Annotated in this window: 24 protein-coding genes, 5 tRNA genes and 1 pseudogene; 22 read left to right on the top strand and 8 right to left on the bottom strand. The window is 49.5% G+C overall.

Annotated elements, in window-relative coordinates; genetic code table 11:
- Positions 1-8: 8 nt before the first annotated feature.
- Positions 9-719, bottom strand: a complete 711-nt coding sequence (locus tag ABWW03_RS12785) for a VC0807 family protein (RefSeq protein WP_353409044.1) — start codon at positions 717-719, stop codon at positions 9-11.
- Between the two features lie 229 nt (positions 720-948).
- Here ABWW03_RS12785 and ABWW03_RS12780 point away from each other — a divergent pair, with 229 nt between their 5' ends.
- The 5 genes from ABWW03_RS12780 to rluB all read left to right on the top strand — a co-directional run bounded on the left by ABWW03_RS12780 (position 949) and on the right by rluB (position 5,544).
- Positions 949-1,785, top strand: coding sequence for a PHP domain-containing protein (locus tag ABWW03_RS12780; protein ID WP_353408723.1), 837 nt, complete (start codon positions 949-951; stop codon positions 1,783-1,785).
- A 105-nt stretch (positions 1,786-1,890) separates the two neighbouring features.
- Positions 1,891-2,514, top strand: a complete 624-nt coding sequence (locus ABWW03_RS12775; RefSeq protein WP_353408722.1) for an L-threonylcarbamoyladenylate synthase — start codon at positions 1,891-1,893, stop codon at positions 2,512-2,514.
- A 129-nt stretch (positions 2,515-2,643) separates the two neighbouring features.
- Positions 2,644-3,651 carry a segregation and condensation protein A gene (locus ABWW03_RS12770; RefSeq protein WP_353408721.1) on the top strand — a complete coding sequence of 336 codons (1,008 nt, stop codon included), beginning with the start codon at positions 2,644-2,646 and terminating at the stop codon, positions 3,649-3,651.
- A gap of 30 nt (positions 3,652-3,681) precedes the next feature.
- The gene (gene scpB / locus ABWW03_RS12765) at positions 3,682-4,653 is read left to right on the top strand and encodes an SMC-Scp complex subunit ScpB (protein ID WP_353408720.1); all 972 of its coding nucleotides are present in this window, start codon (positions 3,682-3,684) and stop codon (positions 4,651-4,653) included.
- Between the two features lie 6 nt (positions 4,654-4,659).
- The gene (gene rluB / locus ABWW03_RS12760; RefSeq protein WP_353408719.1) at positions 4,660-5,544 is read left to right on the top strand and encodes a 23S rRNA pseudouridine(2605) synthase RluB; all 885 of its coding nucleotides are present in this window, start codon (positions 4,660-4,662) and stop codon (positions 5,542-5,544) included.
- A gap of 61 nt (positions 5,545-5,605) precedes the next feature.
- Here rluB and ABWW03_RS12755 read toward each other — a convergent pair whose 3' ends face one another.
- Entirely contained in the window at positions 5,606-6,562 is a 957-nt protein-coding gene (locus tag ABWW03_RS12755) for a GGDEF domain-containing protein (RefSeq protein WP_353408718.1), read from the bottom strand.
- 348 nt (positions 6,563-6,910) lie between these two features.
- Here ABWW03_RS12755 and ABWW03_RS12750 point away from each other — a divergent pair, with 348 nt between their 5' ends.
- The 3 genes from ABWW03_RS12750 to ABWW03_RS12740 all read left to right on the top strand — a co-directional run bounded on the left by ABWW03_RS12750 (position 6,911) and on the right by ABWW03_RS12740 (position 9,829).
- Positions 6,911-7,582: an energy-coupling factor ABC transporter permease gene (locus tag ABWW03_RS12750; RefSeq protein ID WP_353408717.1), complete on the top strand. Its 672-nt coding sequence runs from the start codon at positions 6,911-6,913 to the stop codon at positions 7,580-7,582.
- 27 nt (positions 7,583-7,609) lie between these two features.
- Positions 7,610-8,770: an ATP-NAD kinase family protein gene (locus ABWW03_RS12745; RefSeq protein ID WP_353408716.1), complete on the top strand. Its 1,161-nt coding sequence runs from the start codon at positions 7,610-7,612 to the stop codon at positions 8,768-8,770.
- A gap of 63 nt (positions 8,771-8,833) precedes the next feature.
- Positions 8,834-9,829 (top strand): class I SAM-dependent methyltransferase, encoded by a 996-nt coding sequence (locus tag ABWW03_RS12740; RefSeq protein WP_353408715.1) that lies wholly within the window; start codon positions 8,834-8,836, stop codon positions 9,827-9,829.
- A gap of 23 nt (positions 9,830-9,852) precedes the next feature.
- On the opposite strand, the gene ABWW03_RS12735 is transcribed toward ABWW03_RS12740, so the two are convergent.
- On the bottom strand, positions 9,853-10,302 hold the full coding sequence (locus ABWW03_RS12735; protein ID WP_353408714.1) for a hypothetical protein: 450 nt from the start codon (positions 10,300-10,302) through the stop codon (positions 9,853-9,855).
- A 31-nt stretch (positions 10,303-10,333) separates the two neighbouring features.
- Positions 10,334-11,548, bottom strand: coding sequence for a pyridoxal phosphate-dependent aminotransferase (locus tag ABWW03_RS12730; RefSeq protein WP_353408713.1), 1,215 nt, complete (start codon positions 11,546-11,548; stop codon positions 10,334-10,336).
- A gap of 139 nt (positions 11,549-11,687) precedes the next feature.
- Here ABWW03_RS12730 and msrB point away from each other — a divergent pair, with 139 nt between their 5' ends.
- The 3 genes from msrB (at position 11,688) to ABWW03_RS12715 (ending at position 13,611) form a co-directional block, all read left to right on the top strand.
- On the top strand, positions 11,688-12,083 hold the full coding sequence (msrB, locus tag ABWW03_RS12725; protein ID WP_353408712.1) for a peptide-methionine (R)-S-oxide reductase MsrB: 396 nt from the start codon (positions 11,688-11,690) through the stop codon (positions 12,081-12,083).
- Positions 12,083-12,757, top strand: a complete 675-nt coding sequence (locus ABWW03_RS12720; RefSeq protein WP_353408711.1) for a DNA-3-methyladenine glycosylase I — start codon at positions 12,083-12,085, stop codon at positions 12,755-12,757. The genes msrB and ABWW03_RS12720 overlap by 1 nt, the downstream gene beginning before the upstream one ends.
- A 113-nt stretch (positions 12,758-12,870) precedes the next feature.
- Entirely contained in the window at positions 12,871-13,611 is a 741-nt protein-coding gene (locus tag ABWW03_RS12715) for a DUF1499 domain-containing protein (RefSeq protein WP_353408710.1), read from the top strand.
- Positions 13,612-13,669: 58 nt separating this feature from the next.
- On the opposite strand, the gene ABWW03_RS12710 is transcribed toward ABWW03_RS12715, so the two are convergent.
- Entirely contained in the window at positions 13,670-14,446 is a 777-nt protein-coding gene (locus ABWW03_RS12710; protein WP_353408709.1) for a hypothetical protein, read from the bottom strand.
- 429 nt (positions 14,447-14,875) lie between these two features.
- Here ABWW03_RS12710 and ABWW03_RS12705 point away from each other — a divergent pair.
- The 4 genes from ABWW03_RS12705 to ABWW03_RS12690 all read left to right on the top strand — a co-directional run bounded on the left by ABWW03_RS12705 (position 14,876) and on the right by ABWW03_RS12690 (position 15,530).
- Positions 14,876-14,951: transfer RNA gene (locus ABWW03_RS12705), tRNA-Glu, on the top strand.
- A gap of 3 nt (positions 14,952-14,954) precedes the next feature.
- Positions 14,955-15,030 (top strand) — tRNA-Gly (locus tag ABWW03_RS12700).
- A 345-nt stretch (positions 15,031-15,375) separates the two neighbouring features.
- Positions 15,376-15,451: transfer RNA gene (locus tag ABWW03_RS12695), tRNA-Glu, on the top strand.
- Between the two features lie 3 nt (positions 15,452-15,454).
- A tRNA-Gly gene (locus ABWW03_RS12690) sits at positions 15,455-15,530 on the top strand.
- Positions 15,531-15,868: 338 nt separating this feature from the next.
- Here ABWW03_RS12690 and ABWW03_RS12685 read toward each other — a convergent pair.
- Positions 15,869-16,783: a permease gene (locus ABWW03_RS12685; protein ID WP_353408708.1), complete on the bottom strand. Its 915-nt coding sequence runs from the start codon at positions 16,781-16,783 to the stop codon at positions 15,869-15,871.
- Positions 16,784-16,894: 111 nt separating this feature from the next.
- On the opposite strand from ABWW03_RS12685, the gene ABWW03_RS12680 reads away from it, so the two are divergent.
- Positions 16,895-17,185, top strand: coding sequence for an ArsR/SmtB family transcription factor (locus ABWW03_RS12680; RefSeq protein ID WP_353408707.1), 291 nt, complete (start codon positions 16,895-16,897; stop codon positions 17,183-17,185).
- A gap of 124 nt (positions 17,186-17,309) precedes the next feature.
- Here the strand turns inward: ABWW03_RS12680 and ABWW03_RS12675 are convergent, their stop codons facing one another.
- The gene (locus tag ABWW03_RS12675; RefSeq protein WP_353408706.1) at positions 17,310-17,702 is read right to left on the bottom strand and encodes a PA2817 family protein; all 393 of its coding nucleotides are present in this window, start codon (positions 17,700-17,702) and stop codon (positions 17,310-17,312) included.
- Positions 17,703-17,818: 116 nt separating this feature from the next.
- Here ABWW03_RS12675 and ABWW03_RS12670 point away from each other — a divergent pair, with 116 nt between their 5' ends.
- The 3 genes from ABWW03_RS12670 to queF are packed head-to-tail and all read left to right on the top strand — an operon-like array spanning position 17,819 to position 20,400.
- Positions 17,819-18,745: an ABC transporter ATP-binding protein gene (locus ABWW03_RS12670; protein WP_353408705.1), complete on the top strand. Its 927-nt coding sequence runs from the start codon at positions 17,819-17,821 to the stop codon at positions 18,743-18,745.
- Positions 18,745-19,518: an ABC transporter permease gene (locus tag ABWW03_RS12665; protein WP_353408704.1), complete on the top strand. Its 774-nt coding sequence runs from the start codon at positions 18,745-18,747 to the stop codon at positions 19,516-19,518. The genes ABWW03_RS12670 and ABWW03_RS12665 overlap by 1 nt, the downstream gene beginning before the upstream one ends.
- A 54-nt stretch (positions 19,519-19,572) precedes the next feature.
- Entirely contained in the window at positions 19,573-20,400 is an 828-nt protein-coding gene (queF, locus tag ABWW03_RS12660) for an NADPH-dependent 7-cyano-7-deazaguanine reductase QueF (protein WP_435372762.1), read from the top strand.
- Between the two features lie 58 nt (positions 20,401-20,458).
- Here the strand turns inward: queF and ABWW03_RS12655 are convergent, their stop codons facing one another.
- Positions 20,459-21,871 carry an adenylate/guanylate cyclase domain-containing protein gene (locus tag ABWW03_RS12655; RefSeq protein ID WP_353408702.1) on the bottom strand — a complete coding sequence of 471 codons (1,413 nt, stop codon included), beginning with the start codon at positions 21,869-21,871 and terminating at the stop codon, positions 20,459-20,461.
- A 319-nt stretch (positions 21,872-22,190) separates the two neighbouring features.
- Between ABWW03_RS12655 and ABWW03_RS12650 the strand changes: the two genes are divergently transcribed.
- The 3 genes and pseudogenes from ABWW03_RS12650 to ABWW03_RS12640 all read left to right on the top strand — a co-directional run.
- Positions 22,191-22,751 (top strand): nitroreductase family protein, encoded by a 561-nt coding sequence (locus ABWW03_RS12650; RefSeq protein WP_353408701.1) that lies wholly within the window; start codon positions 22,191-22,193, stop codon positions 22,749-22,751.
- Positions 22,752-22,818: 67 nt separating this feature from the next.
- Positions 22,819-22,906 (top strand) — tRNA-Ser (locus ABWW03_RS12645).
- A gap of 398 nt (positions 22,907-23,304) precedes the next feature.
- A pseudogene (locus ABWW03_RS12640) lies at positions 23,305-23,531 on the top strand (hypothetical protein); the annotation flags it as partial.

Below are 23,531 nucleotides of genomic sequence, written 5' to 3'. Positions count from 1 at the left end.
TCCAGTGGCTATTGCTCTATCATGATGTCATCAAGGCTGAGGCCCGACAATCGAGTAATAGAACGAAAAACATAAAACAGGGTGCCCATCATAATGATGGTGGCTGGCACGGCAATAACCGGGAAGCTTAATGCGGTCATTTTTCCGAGTTCAGCGTTAAATGCTTCGGTGCCCGGTTCACTGACCAGCAGCATTTTCGCCAGAATATAATTCAATGCTGAAGACAGAAAGAAAGAACCGGATAGCATGATCGAGGCGTTTCGCATCGCTTTATTGAAGTCGTCAACTTTTCCGCGCGCTTCCAGAGCTTGAGAAACTTTGTCGGTCTGTAAAAACTTATCGTTGTATAAGAACGTGCGCACTAATGGGTATTTGGTTTTGATTGAAACCAACACGGCTAGGCCAATCAATCCCGGAATGGCCGCTTCTTTAATCGCGATGTACTCCGGTGGTAATTCCATCAAACTCATTCCACCGGTTAACGCAACGCTGACAATGCCCAGTGCGGAAAAGAAGTTAATTTTGCCGTTGCGAATCAAGTCATTGGCACCGTACAAAATGGGGAAGGCCAGGGCGACAATAATCGCAAGTTTGGTGCCTAAGTAATCCTCACCGCTGAGTTTGGTCAGCACCAGAGTGGGGATCACAATATTTAACAGTAAGTTAGCCAGCAGGCTTTCTTTTTTGGGCTTGTCGCGACCATCGTTTGCCGCTTGGATAGGATCGGCGTTGATGCTTTCGTCCGTTTGGTGCTTATTTGTCTGTTCGTCGTTGTTCACAGTGAAGTCTTATGTCCTGGTCCTAGCCGATAAGCTTGTTTTTGTGTGCAAAAACTGAGCGCTTTCTGCGTGCTCGTGTGTTATCAAGGCTAACACGTTACAATATTTACGTTTTTTGCGGTTGCAGGATACGTTGTCCACCGCGTGTTTTCAGTTGTCTGGGGCTTCCATGACCAAAATTTATGATCTGCACTGCCACAGTGACTACTCGGACGGTATTTTAAGCCCTTCTGAGCTGGTGTCGAGGGCACATGCTCAATCTGTTAATGTGCTCGCACTTACCGACCACGATACCCTCTCTGGTATCCAGGAAGCTCGGGTGGCTGCTCAAGATTGCGGCTTAGACCTGATTCCTGGCATAGAGTTCTCTTGTCAGTGGAATGGTCGCGGTGTGCACATCGTTGGTTTGAACGTAGACGACGAAAATGATGAATTATTAACGGCTGTAGAGAATCAGCATCAGCGCCGAACGGAGCGCAGCGAAACCATTGCTCAAAAACTGCACAAGGTCGGTGTGGAAGGCAGTTTGGCCTGGGTACAGGCCAACGCTGGCAAAGGTACGATTGGACGACCGCATTTTGCTCAGTTTCTTCTGGAGCGAGGGCATGTCAAAAGTATCAACCAGGCCTTCAAGAAATACCTTGGCGCTGGCAAACCTGGCGACGTCAAAAATGTATGGCCAGAGATCGCTGAAACGGTTGACTGGATCAAGGCGGCGGGTGGCACTGCGGTGCTTGCGCACCCTGATAAGTACAAGCTGACACGAACCAAACTTCGAGAGCTCTGTGCTGATTTCAAGGAAGCCGGAGGTGAGGCCATTGAGGTGCTCAGTGGGAAGCAGGATGTCAATGTCACCCGCAATATCATGTTGCTGGCAGAAGAGTTTGAATTTTCAGGCTCTCTGGGCAGCGATTTTCACCAACCGAATCAACCCTGGCAGGAGTTAGCCTGTTGTGGCTACCTGCCTGAAGGCATAGAGCCGGTGTGGCAACACTGGCGCCATTAAGTCTGGCTTAATGTGCGCTTGCTTAGGCTATCGAAAGCCAATGGCAAAGGGCGGCCCCCAAAAGAGGCGCTTAGCCCACGATAAAACATAATGTAGGAGTGCCTTGTGGCCCAGTTTTTCCAGATTCACCCCGAGAACCCCCAGGGGCGCTTGGTCAATCAAGCGGCGGATATTTTGCAGCGAGGCGGATTGGCGGCGTTTCCCACCGATTCGGCCTACGCCATTGGCTGTCATTTGGGGGATAAAAACGCGATTGATCGCATTCGCCAGATTCGCCAACTCGACAAACACCATAACTTTACCCTGATGTGCCGGGATCTGTCGGAACTGGCAACGTATGCCAAGGTGAGCAACAGCGTGTTTCGTATGCTGAAAGCTCATACGCCGGGGCCATACACCTTTGTTTTGGAAGCCACCAATGAAGTACCCCGCCGGGTAATGCACCCCAAGCGCAAAACCATCGGTTTGCGTGTGCCCGAGAACAACATTGCTCTGGAGCTGATTGCGGCCTTGGGAGAGCCATTGATGACCTCCACCTTGATCATGCCAGGTGATGAGTATCCATTAACCGATCCCTACGACATTCGCGAGACTTTGGAGCATCAATTGGATCTGGTGGTTGATGGTGGTTATTGCGGTATGGAAGCCACTACGGTGATTGATTTGACGGGCGAAACGCCGGAACTCATACGCCAGGGCTGTGGCAGTTTTGAGGACTTCATGGCCTAGCTGCCTTTGTGCCTTGGGGCGGTCATTACTTACACGGAAGACTCAGTTCGAGGCTTTCTGGGCGCTGTTGCCAAGGCAGAATAGGCGTTATAATACGCCGTTTTCACATACAAAATGACAGGTATCCGGGTGACGGACGAACTTGAAGAATTAGCAGGCGCCGAGATGGCGACTGACACTGCTGAATCAGTGTCTGGGCCTGAGGTAGACAGCGATATCCTTCCTGAAGAAGGGGATGCAGAAGTGGCCGTTGGCGAGGAAGACGTCGCCGAGGCAGGCCTTGAGAGCACTGAAGGCTCGGACAGCACGGATTCCACCGATTTGAGTCAGGAAGAGGAGAGCAAGCAGCCTCCCAGCCAGGGGGAAATGCCCTTTGCCATTGTTGATGGCAAGGAGATGACCACCTTACCGAAAGATCTCTACATCCCACCCGATGCACTGGAAGTGATTCTGGAAGCCTTTGAAGGGCCTTTGGATCTTCTCCTGTATCTGATTCGACGCCAGAACATCGATATTCTCGATATTAACGTTGCAGAAATCACCAAGCAGTACATGCAATACGTCGAAATGATGAACGCCATGCAGTTTGAGCTGGCAGCTGAATATTTGCTCATGGCGGCTATGCTGGCGGAAATCAAATCGCGAATGCTGCTGCCTCGCAGTAATGAAGTTGAGGATGAGGAAGAAGACCCTCGTGCCAATCTGATTCGTCGATTGCAGGAATATGAGCGTTTCAAAAAAGCGGCGGAAGACATCGACGAGCTGCCGCGTATGGGACGCGATATTCATCAAGGTTCCGCTCAGCCACCCGATCGCAATCTAACCCGCCCAGAACCGGAAGTGGATCTCAAAGAAGTGCTCCTGGCGCTGTCTGAAGTGCTACGCCGTGCCGATATGTTCGAAAGTCACCATGTTGAAAAAGAACGTCTTTCTACTCGTGAGCGTATGGGGCAGGTGCTGGACGATTTGAGTCACAAGCAATTTGTTCCCTTCGTGAGCTTGTTTAAAGTGGAAGAAGGGCGTTTGGGGGTTGTGGTTACTTTCCTGGCGGTGATGGAACTGATCAAGGAATCACTGGTAGAAATTATTCAAAGCGACGCCTTTGGGGCAATTCACGTTAAGGCTCGTGCGCAATAAGCGCGCAAATGTTTAAGGATAAAGCCATTAATGAACGACAACATTCTATTGCGCAAAATTATCGAAGGTGCCTTACTGGCGGCAGCGCAACCCTTAACCGTTAAACGCTTGCATGAGTTGTTTATCGTTAAAGACGATGAAGAAGAGCAAGAGCCACCTGCCAAAGAAGAAATTCAAGCAGTCCTGGAAGATATTCAGGCTGACTGCAAAGGGCGTGGTTACGAATTGGTTGAAGTGGGTACCGGTTGGCGCTTTCAAGTGGTTGCCGAAACGGCGAAATGGGTAAATCGCCTGTGGGAAGAAAAACCACAAAAATATTCCCGTGCCTTGTTGGAAACATTAGCATTGATTGCTTATCGCCAACCGATCACCCGTGGTGATATTGAAGAAATTCGAGGCGTGGCAGTAAGCTCGCATATTATTAAAACCTTGAGCGAGCGTGAGTGGGTTAAAGTGGTTGGCCATCGAGATGTGCCGGGCCGCCCATCACTTTATGCCACCACCAAGCAATTTTTGGATTACTTCAATTTGACCAGTTTGGAGCAGTTGCCCAGCCTGAGCGAAATTGCAGATTTGGAAAAAATGAATCCAGAACTGCAGTTGGACGAAGAGATGGAAATTCCTCCGACGAAAGATTTGCCTATCGATCCGGAAGCTGAAGCGGAAAAAGCCGAAGCAGAACGGCTTGCCGCTGAAGCGGAAGCACGTGGCGAGCACGACAGCGACGATGTCGATGAGCTCGCCGATACGCAAGCGCTTGACGATGCTGACGATAGTGAAACACTGATAGCCGAAGCCGAAGCCGAAGCCGAAGCCGAAGCCGAAGCCGAAGCCGAAGCCGAAGCCGAAGCCGAAGCCGAAGCCGAAGCCGAAGCCGAAGCCGAAGCCGAAGCCGAAGCCGAACTCGCCGCGGCCATTGCTCAGGAAGAAGCGGAGTTGGCGGCGGCAGCCGAATTAGAACGTGAAATGATGGCCGATGAGGCCGAAAAAGAGAACCAGTAGGTCAGCATGCGCAATGAAAATGATCAGGCTCAGCCTGATGAGAAGTTACAGAAAGTATTAGCGCGAGCGGGGCTGGGTTCTCGACGTGAAATGGAGCGAGCGATCTCGGACGGTCGTGTCCGAGTGAATGGTGAACTCGCTAAGCTGGGTGATCGCGTCAGCGAAGACGATCGTATCAGTTTCGATGGCCGCCGTGTCAGCGCTGACCAAGCGGTTCGCGAGCGCCCGCGCGTATTGTTGTACAACAAGCCCGAAGGTGAAATCTGTTCCCGCAAAGATCCGGAAGGTCGTCGCACCGTTTATGAACGCTTGCCGAAGTTGAAGTCCGGCCGTTGGATTTCGATTGGTCGACTCGACTTTAACACCAGCGGTTTGCTGTTGTTCACCAACGACGGTGATCTGGCCAATAAGCTCATGCACCCCTCATCGAACATCGACCGTGAATATCTGGTGCGTATTCAAGGTGAAGTGGATGAGGGTATGTGTCAGCGTTTGCGTGAAGGCGTTATGCTGGATGATGGCATGGCTCGCTTTACTGATATTGTCGAAGGGCCGGGTGAAGGCAAGAACCGCTGGTTTTACTGTGTGGTCATGGAAGGGCGTAATCGAGAAGTGCGCCGTTTATGGGAATCCCAAGGCGTTAACGTTTCACGTTTGAAGCGTGTGCGCTACGGTAATATTTTTATTCCTTCCCATGTGCGAGTTGGACAGTGGATTGAACTGAACGATAAAGAGGTTTCTGAATTGGCTCAAACAGCCGGTCTGGATGCCACTGATCGTTTATTGCAGAGTAAATCTGAGCGTGAGTACCAACGTCGACATCAGAAGCGTTTGCGCGCCGGTAAAGGACAGCGTCCGCACCACTTTAGTAATCCAAGCAAACGAAAATAATCAATTGACGTATTAAGTAGTTGTTTGAGTTGATTAGAAACGGAAGCCAAGGGCTTCCGTTTTACATTCCGAGCAATGAACGTTGAACTTCGTCTACAAGATCGTAGCTGACGACTTGATTGCGTCCCTGTTGCTTGGCTTTGTACAGGGCGCTGTCGGCGCGCTCGAATAAACTGATGCTGTCATCATCCTGATTGAGCTCGGCGGTACCAATGCTGGCGGTTACGGCGATATCATGCTGTTCGGTTTTCGTGTTCAGGCCGGCAATGTAACGGCGAACACGTTCAGCAATCACTCGGGCTCCGGCTGCGTCAGTTTTGTTCAGCAGGACCACAAACTCCTCACCGCCGAAGCGGAAGGTCAAATCGGTCTCGCGACACACCGTCGTGATTGCTTTTGCGACACTGCAAATCACATCATCACCAGCGGCATGGCCGTAGTTGTCGTTGACGGCTTTGAAGTGATCGATGTCGATGACCATCATAGAAAGAGCTTGATGATAGCGATTAGCCAATTGAATCTCGCGTTGCAGTGCGTTGCTCATGGCTGCTCGGTTGCCGGTTTTGGTCAGTGGATCGCACATCGCAGCTGCGAGCGCATCGCGGTACAGCAGGGCATTACGCAAAGGGTAGATCAATGGCCCCAAAAAGGATTCAATTAAGATCAACTCCTGCTCGGCAAAACGTTTGGCGCGGCTGAATACCACGCCACCCAGGCCATCATCCCCGTCATTGGACTGCCGGCTGAGCTGGTAATCCACGTGGTGAATATTGGGGCGGCCAAGTTTAATGTGTTGATTGCAGGGGGTGGTGTATACCATGCCGCCGATGCTGACGTGTTGCTGGATTTGCTGAAAGAAGATTTCAAGAATCTGTTCCAGTTCCAGGCTGGTCTGCAAGCGTTGGGTCAGGCGAAAGAGTTCATCGCTCAAATCTTGCTTGGGTACGGCAATACGGCTAGGCGCAATCACTTCTTTAGCCTTGCTGGCGCGAGAACTGATTTGTACTGATGTGACCATATAGCAATCCTAGTGTTATCTCTATATCTGTCCTGATTGCAGGGGTGGCCAATGCTTGCCCCAAAGAGAGCGGCTGACCTTGCCATCAGGGTGGCTTGCCAGTGATATTGCGAAAACCGTGCCAGTAATTTCAAAAAGAAAAATATCATTAAAAACAATGATCTAGATGAGGGTAACCGCCTGTCGCCCGGCGTGTGGCGATTTATTGGCGGTGTTTCAGGCAATGTTTTTACAGGGGTGGCGAGTTTTTGCCGCCTAAATTTCCCTAGCCGTTAAAAGTGGGGCAGGCCCGTTTAAAAATACGCTTTCGGATTGCGCCCATAGCGGCAAAAGAGTGACAATAGCGCCATGTTTTTGCTGATCCCCCCTGAACAAAACTCAATCTACTGGAGCCTCTGTCTTGTTGCCGCTCTTATTGTGTTTGTTGCCGCTCTTAAAGCCCCGTGGGGACAGTTGGCTGCGTTGAATCAGCGCCAGCACGCCTGGTATGGAGCCACTCTTGGTCTGGCGTTTTTTTGGTTGCTGCAGGTGAATGTCCTGGATGTTCTGGCGTTTCATCCTCTGGCGGTAACGACCTTAACTCTGGTGTTTGGATGGCATCTGGCTGTGGTGGCAGGTGCCTTCGCCTTGCTTATTAATGCTGTGCTGCTGGGGCGACTGGGTGTGCAGTTCCCTGTTGAGTTGTTGCTGAATGTTATTGTGCCTGCGACGGTGAGTGCCGGTTTTATCTGGGGGCTCGAGCGCATGCGGGTACGCAATGTGTTTATCTTCATGCTGGGTGGGGGTTTTGTTGGCGCAATGCTGTCGCTGCTGGCCGTGCTGTGTTGCTCGGCCTTGTTGTTTTATATACTGCAGGCCGATGCCCAGTGGGCAATGCTGGCTCAGTACGCACATCTATACGCACTGATGTTGTTTCCTGAAGGTTTTATCAACGGCGCAATGACCTCGGTGCTGATTGTTTTTTACCCGCATCTGGTGCGGACTTACGATGATGACTCCTATCTGGATTCCAATCTGTAAATACGTTTTATCTCGGTTGTATTGTTAATGACTCATTCAAGCTCTTCATCAACTCCTCGGTTTCGTTTGGCCTTTTTGTTAAATCCCTATGCTGGTCTTGGTGGACCAGAGGGTCTGAAAGGCAGTGACGATATCAGTGACGATTTGCGGGCCCGTAACAGTCGCTCAATGGCGCGGGCCAAGCGCGCGTTGGCCCCTCTGCTGACTCAGCAGGACCGCCTGAGTCTTTTAGCTGCGCCGGGTGTGATGGGCGCTGATCTGTTGCAGGATATGGGGTTTGCCGATGTTACAGTGGTCGGAACCTTATCTGGTGAGTCGTATACCTCTGCCGAAGACAGTGAACGCCTGGCGCATGAGTTGGCGGAATCAGGTATCGATTTACTGCTGTTCGTTGGTGGTGATGGTACTGCGCGCAATATGGTCAATGGTCTGTCGAGTGAGCATCGTGAACAAGTGTGTTTGGGCATTCCGGCGGGGGTGAAAATGCACTCGGCGGTATTTGCGATTAATCCTGAGTCGGCGGCCGAAGTTCTTCAGCTGCTGTTAAAAAATGGTTTGGTGGATCTTCGCGAACAAGAGGTTCGTGATATTGATGAATCACTGTTCCGCCAAGGTCAGGTGCGTTCCAAATACTATGGTGAATTGTGGGTGCCTGAAGTTGGCCATTTTGTTCAGCAAACCAAAAATTCCGGGCGTGAAGTTGAGGAATTGGTACTGGCGGATATTGCCGCAGATATTGTCGAACGATTGGACGACGAGCGTTATTACCTGATCGGGCCGGGGAGTACGCCCAAGGCCATATTGGATGAACTTCAGCTGGAGGGCACTTTACTGGGCTTTGATGTGCTGCACCAGGGTGAGTTACTCGCAACCGACGTAAACGCGTCTTACCTGGAAGCGTTTCTGGAGCAACATACCGACCAGTGCACCGCCATTATTACCGCAATAGGTGGGCAAGGGCACTTACTGGGGCGGGGCAATCAACAGCTGAGCCCCAATGTGCTCCGAATGCTCGGTCAGGACAACTTATGGGTTGTGGCAACGAAAACAAAGATTAAGGAACTGGAGCAGCGCCCCCTGTTGGTTGACAGTAACGATGCCGAACTGGATCGCGCGCTGAGCGGACATGTGCCCGTAACCACCGGTTATCGAGACACCATTTATTATCCAATAAGCTGTGGTTTGTAGTCCGACATACAATCTCTATCCAGTCAACATCCCGACTATTTTTCACCAACATTGAGGCAGACCGTGGGTTCGAGTGCACAAGCAGAACAATTGATTGAACAGTTGGAACAACATCTTCAGAGCAAACGAGAAGCGGGCGTGTTGCACTCAAGTGACTCGCGACGTCTCTTTCATGGTCGTGGCCAATGTTATCCGGGCCTGGAATGGCTGGTGATTGATTATTATGCCCCGGTGCTCTGGCTAACGTGTTTTGCCGAGCCGGAAGATGGCTTCCTGGCGAAGCTGTGCGAACGATTGCGCCCTGTGGCAGACGCGGAGGGTATTCAAGCGATTGGAGTCTCGTATCGTTTTCAACAGGGTGCGCCGAGTGAATGGCTGTATACGCATCCCGAATTTGATGTGGATGCCCCACTGTTTGCCCAGCGAGGAGAGTTAAGATTTCAGGTTCAATTGGGCGGGCGTCAAAACAGTGGCTTTTTTCTGGACATGGAGCCCGGACGCAACTGGATTGAACAGTGTGCAAAAGGGCGGAAGGTATTGAACCTGTTTTCTTACACCTGCGCATTCAGTGTTGTTGCGGCCGCGGCGGGGGCACATGAAGTGGTGAATGTGGATATGGCCAGAGGCGCCTTGAAGCAGGGGCAAAAAAATCACCAGTTGAATATGGGCGTCGCGGAAGTGGCAAATTGCAAAAGCCGATTTCTGGCCGAAAATATTTTGAAATCCTGGGGGCGTATTCGTCGCCCTGGTCCTTATGGGGTGTTGGTGTTTGATCCACCGTCTTTTCAGCGCGGCAGCTTTGTGGCAAAGCAGGATTACGCCAAATTAATCCGCCGAATTCCACAATTGGCGGAGAAGGGAGCCGATATTTTGTTATGCCTCAATGCCCCTGAGCTCGGCGAGGAATTTATCTCTGAACTGATTGTGCAGGAATGTCCGGACTGTATTTTGCTTGGGCGCCTTGAGCCCTGTGAAGATTTTCCAGATCGCAATAAAGATCAGCAGTTAAAGCTGTTTCATTATCGTTATACCGGTGAATGGCAAGACTCGCGCTCTTAGGGGCTGGTCTGCAGGTCACGGCTTTAAAGCGTTAACAGGTGCCGCATGTAGTGGTTCAAGCGGGTGGAGCTTTCACGCTTCAGTTTGTATCGTAGCAGCTGGCTTCGGGTGATAGGCTCGGTCGGACTGTTTGCTTCCTGATTTGTTTCTTCCTGGCTTGCTTCTTCGGCCAGGTATTCGCTCTGATTCTCCAATGAGGCCAACAGATTGAAACCACGCTGGTTCAATACCGCTTGATCCAGCGCTTCCTGTGCGATGGTGCTGTCATAACTCAGGTAATCGTTTTCGGCGAGCCAGAGCATCGTGGCGAAGCAGGCTTGGTGGCGATCACTGGGTAAGCCGAAATCATCTGGCGTATCTGGTCCGGCAATGTCCTCAGTGTAAATGAGCTCGCGTCTGGGAAAGTGACGATAAAGTTGAAGCAGGATGCGCGCACTGTCTCGATAGAAATCATCGATATGTAGATCACCCATACGCTGCTTCTTCCTTCTTTTGGTTCACTCGTTATTGGCGGTAGTGTTCAATAAACTGCGCAAAGCGATCAATGGCGTCGTGAAGTTCTTCCGTACGTGGCAGAAACACAATGCGGAAATGGTCCGGCGTTGGCCAGTTAAAGGCGGTACCTTGAACCAAAAGCACTTTTTGCTGGCGCAGAAAATCCAGCACCATCTGCTCGTCATCGCGGATCTTGTGGATATCCAGATCAATTTTGGGGAACAGGTAAAGTGCCCCTTTGGGTTTCACACAGGAAATCCCCGGAATCTGCGTAATGGCGTCATAGCCGACATTGCGCTGTTCGAGTAAGCGCCCGCCGGGCAGAATTAATTCATTGATGCTCTGGTAGCCGCCAAGAGCAGTCTGAACCGCGAACATGGCAGGCACATTGGCGCACAGGCGCATGGATGCCAGCATATCCAAGCCTTCACGATAGCCTTTTGCCAGGTGTTTAGCCCCGGAAATAATCATCCAGCCACAGCGGAAGCCGGCGAGACGATAAGATTTGGACAAGCCATTAAAGCTGATGCAGACAACATCCTGAGCTAAACGGCCCAGAGGAGTGAAACTCGCCTCCTCGTACAGGATCTTGCTGTATATCTCATCAGCAAAGAGCACGAGATTGTGGTCTCGGGCTATCTGTACAAGCGCTTCCAGCATGGCCTCACTGTAAACCGCGCCGGTAGGGTTATTTGGATTGATGATGACCAGGGCTCGCGTGCGATCGGTGATCTTGTTGCGGATATCATCGAGAGCAGGTTGCCAGTCGGATTGTTCATCACAGAGATAGTGAACGGGCTTACCGCCACCGAGTCCGACCGCAGCCGTCCACAATGGGTAATCGGGAGCGGGCACCAGGATTTCGTCACCATCATTCAATAGGGCCTGGGTCGCCATCGCGATCAGTTCACTGACACCATTACCGATGTAAATGTCCTCAATCTCCACACCTGGGATTTCGAGCTTCTGACATTCCTGCATAATGGCCTTACGTGCTGCAAACAGGCCTTTGGAGTGGGTATAACCCTCGGCTTCACTTAGGTTCAGGATGACGTCTTTAATAATTTCGTCTGGCGCGGCAAAATCGAAGGGCGCTGGATTGCCAATGTTTAACTTCAGGATTCGGCTGCCATCTTCTTCCATGCGTTGAGCATGTTCGAGCACTGGGCCTCTGATGTCGTAGCAGACCCCGTGTAACTTGTCGGACTTTTCTATGGTGTACATGATGTAGTGCTTTTGCTGGTGTTGTACTTTTATTAGACCTGCAAGCAGGCCCTTGTTTTGTTAAGGTCTGGTATTCTAGGGCTTGTTGCCTGGAATTAAAACGATTCTATGGGCGCTCGGGCTAAATAAGAGGCTGATTATGACGGATGATTTAAAAAACCACGAATATTGGCGTAATAAGCTGAGTGATGACGAATTTCATGTCTGCCGAGAGCAGGGTACCGAGCGAGCATTTACTGGCGAATACTGGAATCATAAAGAAGAAGGCCAATATTTGTGTCGCTGCTGTGGTGAAGCGCTGTTTGAATCTGAGGCCAAATACGATTCCGGCTGTGGTTGGCCCAGCTTTACGGCGCCCAGTGACCGCAAGGCGGTAGAAGAACAGATGGATCGCAGCCACGGTATGGTTCGTACCGAAGTGCATTGTCGAAAATGCGCCAGCCACCTCGGTCATGTGTTCACTGATGGCCCGGCGCCCAATGGGCTCCGCTATTGTATAAATTCCCTATCGATTCGATTTAAAGAGGAAGATTGATGCTTGCATTTGCCGATATTCTGGCGACAGCCGAACTGCACAAAGGGGGTTCGGCTGAGGTTAAAAAGTTACTACCGAAAGTGGCTTCTGCCAAACAACTCAAGGCGAAGGACGATGCCTACTATTTATCGATGATGAGCTTGCGGGTTTTTCGCGCCGGTTTAAAACATGAACTGGTCGATCGAAAATGGCCTGCCTTTGAAAAAGCTTTCCACGACTTTGATCCTTACGATGTCTTAATGATGAGCGATGAGGATCTGGAAGCACAAATGCACAATAAAGACATCATTCGCCATTTTGGCAAGATACGCTCCATTCGCAGCAACGCGCAAATGGTTCGTGAAATCAGCCAGGAGTTTGGCGGCTTTGGCACATTTCTCGCGGAGTGGCCATCGGAGGCTCTGTGTGAGCTTTGGTTTATGTTAAAGAAAAAAGGCGCACAGTTAGGCGGTTTATCCGCGCCGCGTTTCTTACGTATGGTCGGGCGAGATACATTTGTCTTGACGGACGATGTTGTAGCGAGTCTTATATCCCAGGAAGTGCTGGATAAAAAGCCCACAGCCCAAAGAGACATTCGCCAGGCCCAGCAAGCCTTTAATCAGTGGCAGGAAGAAAGTGGTTTGCCCATGGCACATATCAGCCGAATCATTTCTTTCACCGCTAACGTGAATTAGTGATTCGACTAAGAAGATACTCGCGAGACTGATGTGTTAACGAACCTACGCATTAGAATTGCCAAGCATTCAAAATTTAAAACAATACATAGTACACAGTGAAAAGGTAATTTATGAACACTTCAAGCCCTAAAAAACCCTGGACGATATGGCTGATCAGATTGCAGGTAGTCTTGCTGGGCATCGTGCCTCTGTTGATACTTGCCTACCGCAGTGGCGCCTTGGATCTCGGTAAAGGTTTTCTAGGTTCGGCCCTGTTGATGTTGATCGTTTCTGCTTTGGGTGTCTTGGCCTTGCTGGTTGTCCTGTACACCTTGTTTGCCAAAAACAGCAGCCTGCGAAACAGCAGTTTGATTGCCGTTGTTATTGGTGCACTGCCTCTGTTAGCGATTATGGGGACCGTCGGCCTGGCGGCCTTTTCGGTGCCGCCGATTCATGACATCAGTACCGATACGTCTCGACCGCCACTGTTTGTTTCTGCTTTGGTGGAGCGCAGTGAAAGTGATAACTCCATTGATTACAACTCCGAAGAGCTTCCTGATATTCAGGCAAAAAGCTATCCGCACATTAAACCTCTACGTTTAAGTTCAAGCCCTGCGGACACTTTTAACAAAGCCAAGCAGGTCGTTGAGAATATGGGTTGGGCGGTGCAGTGGGAAGACGCAAAAACCGGTCACATTGAAGCATTGGTTGAGAGCGCGGTCTTTGGTTTTAAAGACGATGTGATTATTCGCATTGAACCCAGTGCCAGCGGCAGTGTATTGGATATGCGTTCAGCGTCTCGTGTAGGTGTGAGTGATTTGGGCGCAAACGCCAAGCGTATTCAGGCGTTTATGGACGCAATGCAGCGTTAGAGTGATTTGCCGCCGGGTTGCCAAAACCCGGTAAATAGAAGGCCGGCGTTCGCGCCGGCTAATCGTAAAAATTCTTTTTCTTCCAATCGCCGTCATCCCACTTCTTGGATTCGGCTTCCATCGCTTCTTTTTCAGCTTTGATTCGTGCCTGTTCGGCTTTCGCCATATCACTGGCGCTTTTAATCCATTCCTGATGGTTACGAATGTTTTCGTTGAATACCTGGTCGCTATTGTATTTGCTCAACACGGTATTGGCCTGGGTGAAGTAGTGTGCGGCCAATTGATGTTTGCCGTTGGTTAGGGCGCCGCGAGCTAAAATGTCGTGTTCATCGGCGGCCAGCAATGCCATTTTGTTTTTGATAATGGTTCGGGCTTCACTGGCTTTGGCATGATTCAGCGCGCCTTTCTGCCCGAGCTGTTGAAAGAACTTCAATAGCAGCTTCAGGTTTTTGCGGGTGCCCGTAATCTGGCGCGCATTGCTCAATGACTTGAGTTGGTTTCCGCCTTTTTGCTTGCTCAGGGCGAGATAACGTTCATTGGCTTGTTGAAGCATCGACTTATGGCGTTCTTCCTCGGGTTGCAACTGGCACAACTCTTCATAGGTAACCACCAGGGCCTGTTGAATGATCAAGGTTAGGGCTGAACCAAGATAATTGGGTGGGAAGCAGGCCATGGTCTCGTCAATTTTTCGCGCTCGGCTTTTCAATGAATTGATAAACAGACGACGCTTTTCGCGTTTGGAATTAACACTATGGGTGAATAGGGCATAGCAAGCCAGAACTGCCAAGACAATGACAATTCCTGCAGTGACCATAATTGGTACATTGGCTCCCATAAATACGCGCTTCTCGGTGGGTCTTACATGTTAATCGGGGTGGCCCCGAGGTTTTCCTTTCGCGTTGGCACTGTTGTCATTTGTTCGTCCCTAATCATGTTGAACAAGGTGCCACGCCGATTGTTAAAGTATAGACAGTGTATCGGCAGCTTTTAAAAAAATTAGAGTGTCCGACCAATTTGGCACACGAATATAGGGTATTTGTAGAAGATCAGCGCATGAGTGATGCATTTGTAATCAAATCGGTTGGTTTTTAAGGCCGTTCAAGTGAGGCCTGTTGCTGAAATAGGCGTTCTGTCTGCAAATTGCCCAGTGAGCTAAGTCGTTGTTTCAAAAACAATAAAAATTAAAATCAATGGTTGACAGCAGGGGGCTCTCTCCATAGAATGCGCCCCACTTCTGACGCAGACAGCGTTTTGAAGGTCCTAAGTCCCCTTCGTCTAGAGGCCTAGGACACCGCCCTTTCACGGCGGTAACAGGGGTTCGACTCCCCTAGGGGACGCCATTTGCGGGAATAGCTCAGTTGGTAGAGCACAACCTTGCCAAGGTTGGGGTCGCGAGTTCGAATCTCGTTTCCCGCTCCAGTTTTTCTTCTTATTTGCACTTCTGCAGATTACTCAAAACCTAATATCGTTGAACGTTGCTTGCGTCGAAACGAGATCATGTCTTGTGGCTTGCTGTTATTCGTTTGCCGGCCTCGGGAGTAGCATCGCTTTTGTTCAGCGCTTTAATGACTGGGGCGCCGCTGAAGCCGCTGAGTTGAGTGCCTTTTCAGGGGCGCTTTCACAACAGGGGCAGTCCAAAAATCGGCCTCTAAGTCTTTGTTTTTCAAAAATATTAAAAAAACCGTAACTTAGTATTGACAGGGGTAGGGTAGATCTCTAGAATGCGCAGCTCTTCCGGCACAGACAGTGTTTGGAAAGTCCTACGTCCCCTTCGTCTAGAGGCCTAGGACACCGCCCTTTCACGGCGGTAACAGGGGTTCGACTCCCCTAGGGGACGCCATTTGCGGGAATAGCTCAGTTGGTAGAGCACAACCTTGCCAAGGTTGGGGTCGCGAGTTCGAATCTCGTTTCCCGCTCCAGTTTTTCTTCTTATCTGCACTTCTGCAGATTATTTAGCAAATAAAATATGTTGATTTTAGCATTGCTTGGAAAGCGGTTTGCTTTTTCCTATTGTCTTGCGTATCTGGCCGTCAGCGACATGGCTGTGCAGGCTTAATTGCTCCGAGTGCTTCCAATTTGACAAGAGCGTGGTGTTTTGCAAAACCATGTTGAGCAAGCATTACGGCAATAAAAGGCGAGTGCTTTTTATTGTTTTTAGGTGAGAAGGAAGCAGGGGGAGCCCTTACTTGCGTCGCAATGCAGGCCCGCCCCTTTGCCAAATCGATGTTGATCGATAAGCCGTTTAAACAGGAAAGAACTAAAAAATAAGGCTGTATAAGAATCCGGCGCCGATGGCCATGCTTAGAATCACCGCTAAGAATGCCATGATCATTTGGTTCTTAAAAATCGACTTTAACAAAATCACTTCCGTCAAACTTGCGCCGGCGCTGCCGATAATCAAAGCCATCACCGCGCCAAGTCCCATGCCTTTTGCGGCCAGTGCTGCGCTCAGCGGGATTACCGCTTCAGCGCGTATGTACAGAGGAATGCCGATCACGGCCGCGACGGGAATGGCCAGAGGATTGTCTTCGCTGGCGATATCGGCAAGTAATTCTGTTGGCATAAAGCCATAAATAATCGAGCCAATGGCAATGCCGCCCATTAAATAGGGGATAACGGTTTTAAAATCGGACCAGGTCGACAGCCAGATGGTTTTCCAAACGCTAACGGGTTTTGTTTTCACGCCACAGCCCGTACCACAACTCTGGGGAGCAGGTTCTTCATAAGATTGAGGTTTCACGTATTGCTCAAAGCCCAGCTTTTCCAATGTGATGCCGCCGATCACCGAAACCCCCATCGCCATCAAGAAATAAAAAACTGTCACTTGCAGCCCAAAAGTCACGGCGAATAAACCAATAATGATCGGGTTTAGCAGAGGACTGGCGAACAGAAACACCATCATGGTTCCAAAGCCAGCCTGTGCTCTGAGCAAACCTTTCAGGAACGGGATTGTGGAGCAAGAGCAGAAAGGGGTAATGGCGCCAAGAAAGCCCGCGGCGATATATCCGCGTCCATGTTGGTCGCTCAAGATATTCTGAATTCTTTCTGGTGGTAAACGGGTTTGCACATAGCCGACCGCATAGCTGATCAGCAGATACAAGATCGTCAGCTCCACGGTAAGGAATACAAACATGCCAGCGGCTTCGTTGATCATTTCGGGGGTGATTGTCATTGAGTGTCTCCAAAACTATATTTCTAATAATGTCGAAATATAAAAATCACACCTCCTCATGTCAAGATATTTCTGGTAATATCGAAATATTGTGAAGCTGGAAATAGAACCATGAAGTTGGAGATTGCCGCGAAAGCGTTGAAAGAGTTAGGGCATCCAACCCGGCTGGCCATCTTTAAGCGGCTGGTTAAGGCTGGGCCGGAAGGGTTGGCTGTAGGCGCCTTGCAGGATGAGTTGGATATTCCCAATTCGACCCTGTCGCATCACGTCGCCAGCTTGGTATCGGCGGACTTACTGTCACAAAGGCGTGAGGGGAGAACCTTATACTGTCAGCCGGACTACGATCATCTGCAAGCGGTTATCGACTTTCTGCAAGATGAGTGCTGTGCTGATCAGGTTTGAGGTGCGTGCCCAAAGACCCAGCTTATGCCCGCAAGTCATGGACGCAGGATAAGAAAATATAAGCTCAGGGTGGAAATAGGGGATCGGTGTCCCCATATAGATAACTTATCGAATTTGGCTGGATTCAGTGAAGGCCAAGAATTCTGGCGCGCTCTTCCTGATAATCGCTGTTATCAGAGGCGTGGCAGGCTTCATCAAGTTGCTGGAACTGGCTGATTTCTTCGTCCGGCATGAAATGCAAACAATCACCGCCAAAATACCAAAACAGGTCTCTGGGGATTAGCGCCGTAACATGGGCCTGGTTCGCAACGCATTGGCCAATCAGCCACTGACCTTTTTGAAAGAATTCCTCATCGTGAGTGGTCTGCTCATCGGCGAGAAACTGCAAGGTGTCGATAAAACGTTGATCGCTTTCGCTGAGTGGCAGCGTTTCGCTTGCGTCTGCAAAAGGCGCTTGCTTACTGACTTCTTGGGCGAGGCTTTGCAGTTGTTGTGTACAATATTGTTTTTGATTCATGGCTGACTCCTACCGGGTGTCACATTATACCCGTTCGCCTCTCGCGGCCAATGTTTAGGTTTGATTTTTAACCGGGCTGGCAACGTTTAGCTTGGGTTTAGTTAAAGGAGCTTTATATGGGCAAGGCCCTAGATATTAAAGGTTTGAAAAAAATCTACGGCAATGACTTTCAAGCACTGAAAGGCATTGACCTCACGGTTGAAGAAGGGGACTTTTTCGCTCTGCTGGGCCCCAATGGCGCGGGCAAATCAACCACCATCGGTGTGATTTGTTCTCTGGTATTGAAATCAGAAGGATCGGTATCGGTTTTTGGTCATGACATCGATCGGGAATTTTCGCTGGCCAAACAAGAGCTCGGAGTGGTTCCTCAAGAATTTAACTTCAGCCAGTTTGAAACGCCATGGAGTATTGTCATTAATCAGGCGGGTTATTATGGGATGCCGCGTAAACTGGCGGCAGAGCGCGCGGAAGAGTTTCTGCGCAAGTTAGGTCTTTGGGAAAAACGCAATGATCAGGCTCGAATGTTGTCGGGCGGAATGAAGCGACGCTTGATGATTGTACGCGCATTGATTCACAAGCCTCGTCTGCTGATTCTGGATGAACCAACGGCGGGTGTGGATATCGAGCTGAGGCGTTCCATGTGGGATTTCCTGCGAGAGATCAACGAAGCCGGTACGACCATTATTTTGACCACTCATTATTTGGAAGAAGCCGAAAGCCTGTGCCGCAATATCGCCATTATTAATCATGGTGAAATTGTCGAAAATACCAGTGTTAAGGCGCTGCTAAAAACCTTGAACAAGGAACACTTTGTGTTGGATACCAAAGAAGCGCTCAACGAGGTGCCCAAACTCAACGGCTACAACTGTCAGCTGCTTGAAGATCACAGCATTGAGATTGAAGTGGAAAAAGGGCAGTCTCTGAACCCGGTGTTTATGGCTTTGCAAGAGCAGGGCATTGAAGTGCTCAGTATGCGAAATAAAGCAAACCGTCTGGAAGAGCTGTTTGTTTCCATGGTGAGTCAACAAGGAGGAGCTCAATAATGACGTTGCAACAACAGTGGGTAGCCCTGCAAACCATTCTCTTTAAAGAGATTCATCGCTTCAGTCGCATCTGGGTGCAGACTCTTTTGCCGCCGGTCATTACGATGTCGCTGTACTTTGTCATTTTTGGCACCTTGATTGGCAGCCGTATTGGTGAAATGGGCGGCTTTTCTTATATGGAGTTTGTGGTGCCGGGTTTGATTATGATGTCCGTGATTACCAATTCCTATTCCAATGTGGTGTCTTCTTTTTACAGTGCAAAATTTCAACACAGCATTGAAGAAATATTGGTATCACCAACGCCGAACTACATCATTTTGCTTGGCTATGTCATGGGCGGCGTCGCGCGTGGTTTGGCGGTTGGCTTTTTGGTCACCTTGATGTCTTTATTGTTTACCAAGTTGCAGGTTCAAAACCTGGCGATCACCATTGCGATTGTTTTCCTGACTTCGGTTTTGTTTTCATTGATGGGCTTTATCAACGCGGTCTTCGCCAACTCATTTGATGATATCTCTATCGTGCCGACTTTTGTGTTGACGCCATTGACCTACCTGGGTGGTGTGTTTTATTCGATCAGCTTGCTGCCGGACTTTTGGCAGGGGGTGTCATTGCTGAACCCCATTCTGTATATGGTAAACGTGTTTCGCTACGGTATTCTGGGCATTTCTGATATTGAAATTCACTACGCATTTATGGGCGTCATGGCGTTTATTGTTGTGCTGGGTGCTATTTCCATGCACCTGTTGGAAGCCGGCAAGCGACTGCGTGCCTAAGTGACCTGAACGCCAAATATTGTTTATAAGCAGCCATTAACTGAATAGGAAGTTATCGTGGATCATTTGCAACTGGGTAAGCATACCGAATACGTTTCCGTATACACGCCGTCTCTGCTCGACCCAATTCCTCGGGCAGCAGCACGTGCCGAACTTGCATTGAACAATGACCGTTTGCCGTTCGCGGGTGTTGATGTTTGGACGGGCTATGAAATTTCCTGGCTCAATTCCAAAGGCCTGCCTCAGCAGGCCATTGCGGTTTTTTCGATTCCTGCGGATTCTCCAAATATTATTGAATCGAAGTCTTTTAAGCTGTATTTGAATTCCTTTAACCAAACTCGCTTTGGGCATCGCTCTGAGGTTATTGCGGCCTTAGAGACTGATCTCAGTGCTGCCGCTGGCGCGCGAGTATTGGTGGACTTGGAAGGGCTGGATCAGTTTGCCGCTGTGGGTGTGCAGCGCCCGCGAGGAATATGCATCGACCATCTTGATGTCGCCATTGATTGCTATTCACCAGACGATAGCCTGCTTCAGGCTGATGGTGAGTTGGTGAGCGAAACACTGTACAGCGATTTATTAAAATCGAATTGTCCAGTGACAGCTCAGCCGGATTGGGCGACGTTGATTATTCGCTACCGTGGCGCAGCCATTAGCCAGGAAGGCTTATTGCGATACATCGTTTCCTATCGGGAGCACCAGGATTTCCATGAGAACTGCGTCGAACGTATTTACTGCGACATCATGGCACGCTGCAAGCCCGAATCATTAATGGTGTATGCGCGATATACCCGACGTGGTGGTTTGGACATTAACCCACTGCGTCATAGTCTGGATGATAACGTGGACGCGCTTGATATTGCGGCTCGGCTGGTCAGACAGTAGTTTGTTGGGTTTGCCTCTGTATTGAAAACAGGGCGGACAGGGGAGGTGAGAGGCTTGTTTAGAGGTCTTTCTTGATGCTGATAATGTCCTGCCCCTTGAGCGTCGTAACTGCGCTTTCCAGGGTTCGAATAATGCGTTCGCGATCGTAGTTGCGCAGCTTGTCCATATCCATATGCATAGCAAAACCTTCCGTGTTTTCTTCGATATAGTTTTGCTGCTTGCCCAGGTTTTTCCGCAAATCGATAACTTGGTATACCTTAATCGGGTGGCTGAAACCTTTTACGGTGATTTCACCTTTGTCCTGACATAAAACCACGTCTTTAATCAGCGCCCAGGATTCGTGGGTGATTAGAATTTCTCCGGGGGAAGCGGCCGATTCCAAGCGGCTGGCCAAATTCACATGGGCACCGAGTGCGGTGTAATCCAGATGGTGACGCGTACCAAAGGTGCCCACGGTACAATAGCCGGTATTAATGCCCATGCGGATGCTGAGTGGGCGAGTAATGCCTTGGTTGCGCCATTGTTGCTGTAAGACTTTCATGCGCTTGCGCATGGCAATGGCCATAGCGAGGCAGCGACGGCAGTCGGCCTTTGCGCCTTTGCTGTCGTTGTCGCCGAACAACACCATAATGGCATCGCCCATAAACTTATCGATGGTGCCGCCGTGTTCTTCAACAATCTTGGACATTTCAGTCAGATAGTTGTTAAGTAAATCGGTTAGGGTTTCCGCTTCCAGCTCTTCCGCTAAAACAGAGAAATCTTTAATGTCTGAGAAAAAGCAAGTCAGCTTTTTACGTTGTGTCGGTGGCGGCTTACTGTTTTCACGATTAATGGCTTTCCATACCGGCGGTGGCAAATAGCGGGAAAGCTGGTAGGAGCGCAGTTTGTGAGTCGTCTGTTCTTTCAGCAATTTCTGGTGTTCGGAATCCAAAGATTCGAGCCGTTTCTTGGTATAAACCCCGTACGCGCAAAAATAAGCGGCTATGCCGATCAGACCAGCAATGCCCATTTCCAAACGACCGCTGACAGACCAACCCGGGTCTTTGACCAGCAAGGCGGCACCAATCCCCAGAAAATAGCCAATATTGTCGCGCAACCACTTTTGCTGGCCGCCGCTCGTGATGGCGTTAAATTGAATGAGTATCCAAAACAAAATGGCCGGCAAGAGGCTGAGTTTGATGATGCCAATGCAGACACCCATCATAAAGCTGTCCAGCGTACCTAGAATGACAGAAAGGGGAGGATTGCCTTCGTCACGAGATCGTTTTTGTAATATGTAGCTTATATAGAGGTAGGCGAGCAGAATGATAATCGCGCCTGAACGAACATAGTCGAGCTCTGGCCACTGAATGCCAGTAGCCAGGGTTCCGATCATGGAAAAGCACAATAGTATCCGGAAATAGAGGGGATACTCAGGCAGCTCCTGGGCCGGCGCCATTGAGCCGGTGGTGAAGTCCGTTGTTTTATTCATCAAGCGCGAAAACTACTTTGGCATCTTGTGTTAATTGTAGTTGGGTCTCGGATAATGTGTAGTAGATCACAAAACCCAACTATCATCGTCTTTTTGTCAGTGGAATGGAAGGCTTTAGCGAATAAAGCTTAGATATAGGTCCATCTACTCAGTAAAATAGGAGTATATTTCACATTATTACGCTTGTTTAGTCTTTATGGCGTATATCTGATCGAATCGTAGTACACCTCTTTAAACAATAACAGCCCAATTAAGCGATAAATCCTGTTATTGTGGTGTTTTTTAAGAATCTTCTCTATCTGATTGAAATACATACAATATGTTAGCTCTTGACGCCCTCAAAAATCGAATCTCTCACGGCAAACTTCAAGCCCCTGGTCCCACCACTGAGCAGCGCTCAGAAATAGAGGCGGCCGCCTTACGTGCGGCGGATCACGGCTGCCTCAGACCCTGGCGATATCTCTATATAGAAGGGGAAGGGCGGGAGGCCTTGGGACGTTTATATCTGGAGGCAGCCCAAGCGAAAAATCCAGATCTGGATGAGGGGCAGAAGGACCGATTCCTGAGAATGCCCTTGCGAGCACCTTGCATGTACGTGGCGATTGCCAATGTTCAGGCACACCCGAAGGTGCCTAGGGAAGAGCAATTAATGGCCGCTGCCGCTTCCGTGCAAAATATGATCACGGCGGCTTTTGCGCTGGGCGTCGGTGCCTATTGGCGCAGTGGCGAGTTGGCCTTTGATGAGCTGGTGAAAAAGGGCCTGGGTTTGAGTGACAATGAAGAAATCGTAGGCTTCGTCTATATGGGGACCCCACAACTCCCCAATCGCTCGGCTCCTGAACTGCAAGCCTCTGATTTTTTTAAAAAATGGCCCCTATAAGATTGCATCCCTAAACGCTTTTGTGTAAAGTTGCGCCCTCTTGAAACGGAGCCCATCCGTTTCATCTGGAGAGGTGTCCGAGTGGTCGAAGGAGCACGCCTGGAAAGTGTGTATACGGCAACGTATCGAGGGTTCGAATCCCTCCCTCTCCGCCATATACAAAGCCCAAGTTATTGATATAGCTTGGGCTTTTTTTATGCCTGAAAAAACTAGACCGTCAAGAAAACCGACATTTGATTTTGTTGCATTGGGAGCTCTATTTTTGAGTGCTATGTTGAAATTGGTGGTTGTTTGAAACTTAGGCCGTTTAGTATAACGGCTCCGCATTGTGTTTATTCCTAAGTAAGATAGCTGATTTAGAACATCAGTACCTGCTTTTGCGTGAGGACGTGGTCGTACTGGCTATACGCCATTGCTCAAGACCCCTCCACGGTTTTCATATAGGGTAGTTATCGGCTTCTTAGTTCTTGTCGTTTTATATAGGTTTTGCGTTGAGCGAGTAGCTCGCAGTGCGATTTCAAAGTTATATGTTAAGTTTACAAGGAGAAAATAAATGTCGACTGAATGGATGGATGTTGTAGATACCGCTGTGAAAATTGGATTAGGTGCGTTAATCAGTGGTGTGGCCACATACAAAGTGTCATCCCTAAATCACTATAAGGATATTAAAAAAACGATAATAAACAAAAAAATTGATATGCTAGAGGAAATTTCAGAGTTATCTGAAAAGTATTTTTATTTCGGCACTGTTCTGTCCAACAGTGTAGGAGGTATGCAAAG

Source organism: Pseudoteredinibacter isoporae (assembly GCF_040372805.1).
Lineage (GTDB): Bacteria > Pseudomonadota > Gammaproteobacteria > Pseudomonadales > Cellvibrionaceae > Pseudoteredinibacter > Pseudoteredinibacter isoporae_A.
Note: the sequence above shows the minus strand (reverse complement) of the source record. Positions and strands in the feature narration are given on the sequence as shown.

Excerpts from the sequence above, each read along its gene's own strand:
- ABWW03_RS12685 (WP_353408708.1), bottom strand. The coding sequence starts at position 16,783 with ATGACAATCACCCCCGAAATGATCAACGAAGCCGCTGGCATGTTTGTA.
- rluB (WP_353408719.1), top strand. The coding sequence starts at position 4,660 with ATGCGCAATGAAAATGATCAGGCTCAGCCTGATGAGAAGTTACAGAAA.
- ABWW03_RS12710 (WP_353408709.1), bottom strand. The coding sequence starts at position 14,446 with ATGGGAGCCAATGTACCAATTATGGTCACTGCAGGAATTGTCATTGTC.
- ABWW03_RS12735 (WP_353408714.1), bottom strand. The coding sequence starts at position 10,302 with ATGGGTGATCTACATATCGATGATTTCTATCGAGACAGTGCGCGCATC.
- ABWW03_RS12680 (WP_353408707.1), top strand. The coding sequence starts at position 16,895 with ATGAAGTTGGAGATTGCCGCGAAAGCGTTGAAAGAGTTAGGGCATCCA.
- ABWW03_RS12730 (WP_353408713.1), bottom strand. The coding sequence starts at position 11,548 with ATGTACACCATAGAAAAGTCCGACAAGTTACACGGGGTCTGCTACGAC.
- ABWW03_RS12755 (WP_353408718.1), bottom strand. The coding sequence starts at position 6,562 with ATGGTCACATCAGTACAAATCAGTTCTCGCGCCAGCAAGGCTAAAGAA.
- msrB (WP_353408712.1), top strand. The coding sequence starts at position 11,688 with ATGACGGATGATTTAAAAAACCACGAATATTGGCGTAATAAGCTGAGT.
- ABWW03_RS12750 (WP_353408717.1), top strand. The coding sequence starts at position 6,911 with ATGTTTTTGCTGATCCCCCCTGAACAAAACTCAATCTACTGGAGCCTC.
- ABWW03_RS12670 (WP_353408705.1), top strand. The coding sequence starts at position 17,819 with ATGGGCAAGGCCCTAGATATTAAAGGTTTGAAAAAAATCTACGGCAAT.
- ABWW03_RS12745 (WP_353408716.1), top strand. The coding sequence starts at position 7,610 with ATGACTCATTCAAGCTCTTCATCAACTCCTCGGTTTCGTTTGGCCTTT.
- ABWW03_RS12715 (WP_353408710.1), top strand. The coding sequence starts at position 12,871 with ATGAACACTTCAAGCCCTAAAAAACCCTGGACGATATGGCTGATCAGA.
- ABWW03_RS12655 (WP_353408702.1), bottom strand. The coding sequence starts at position 21,871 with ATGAATAAAACAACGGACTTCACCACCGGCTCAATGGCGCCGGCCCAG.
- ABWW03_RS12665 (WP_353408704.1), top strand. The coding sequence starts at position 18,745 with ATGACGTTGCAACAACAGTGGGTAGCCCTGCAAACCATTCTCTTTAAA.
- ABWW03_RS12780 (WP_353408723.1), top strand. The coding sequence starts at position 949 with ATGACCAAAATTTATGATCTGCACTGCCACAGTGACTACTCGGACGGT.
- ABWW03_RS12720 (WP_353408711.1), top strand. The coding sequence starts at position 12,083 with ATGCTTGCATTTGCCGATATTCTGGCGACAGCCGAACTGCACAAAGGG.
- ABWW03_RS12675 (WP_353408706.1), bottom strand. The coding sequence starts at position 17,702 with ATGAATCAAAAACAATATTGTACACAACAACTGCAAAGCCTCGCCCAA.
- scpB (WP_353408720.1), top strand. The coding sequence starts at position 3,682 with ATGAACGACAACATTCTATTGCGCAAAATTATCGAAGGTGCCTTACTG.
- ABWW03_RS12650 (WP_353408701.1), top strand. The coding sequence starts at position 22,191 with ATGTTAGCTCTTGACGCCCTCAAAAATCGAATCTCTCACGGCAAACTT.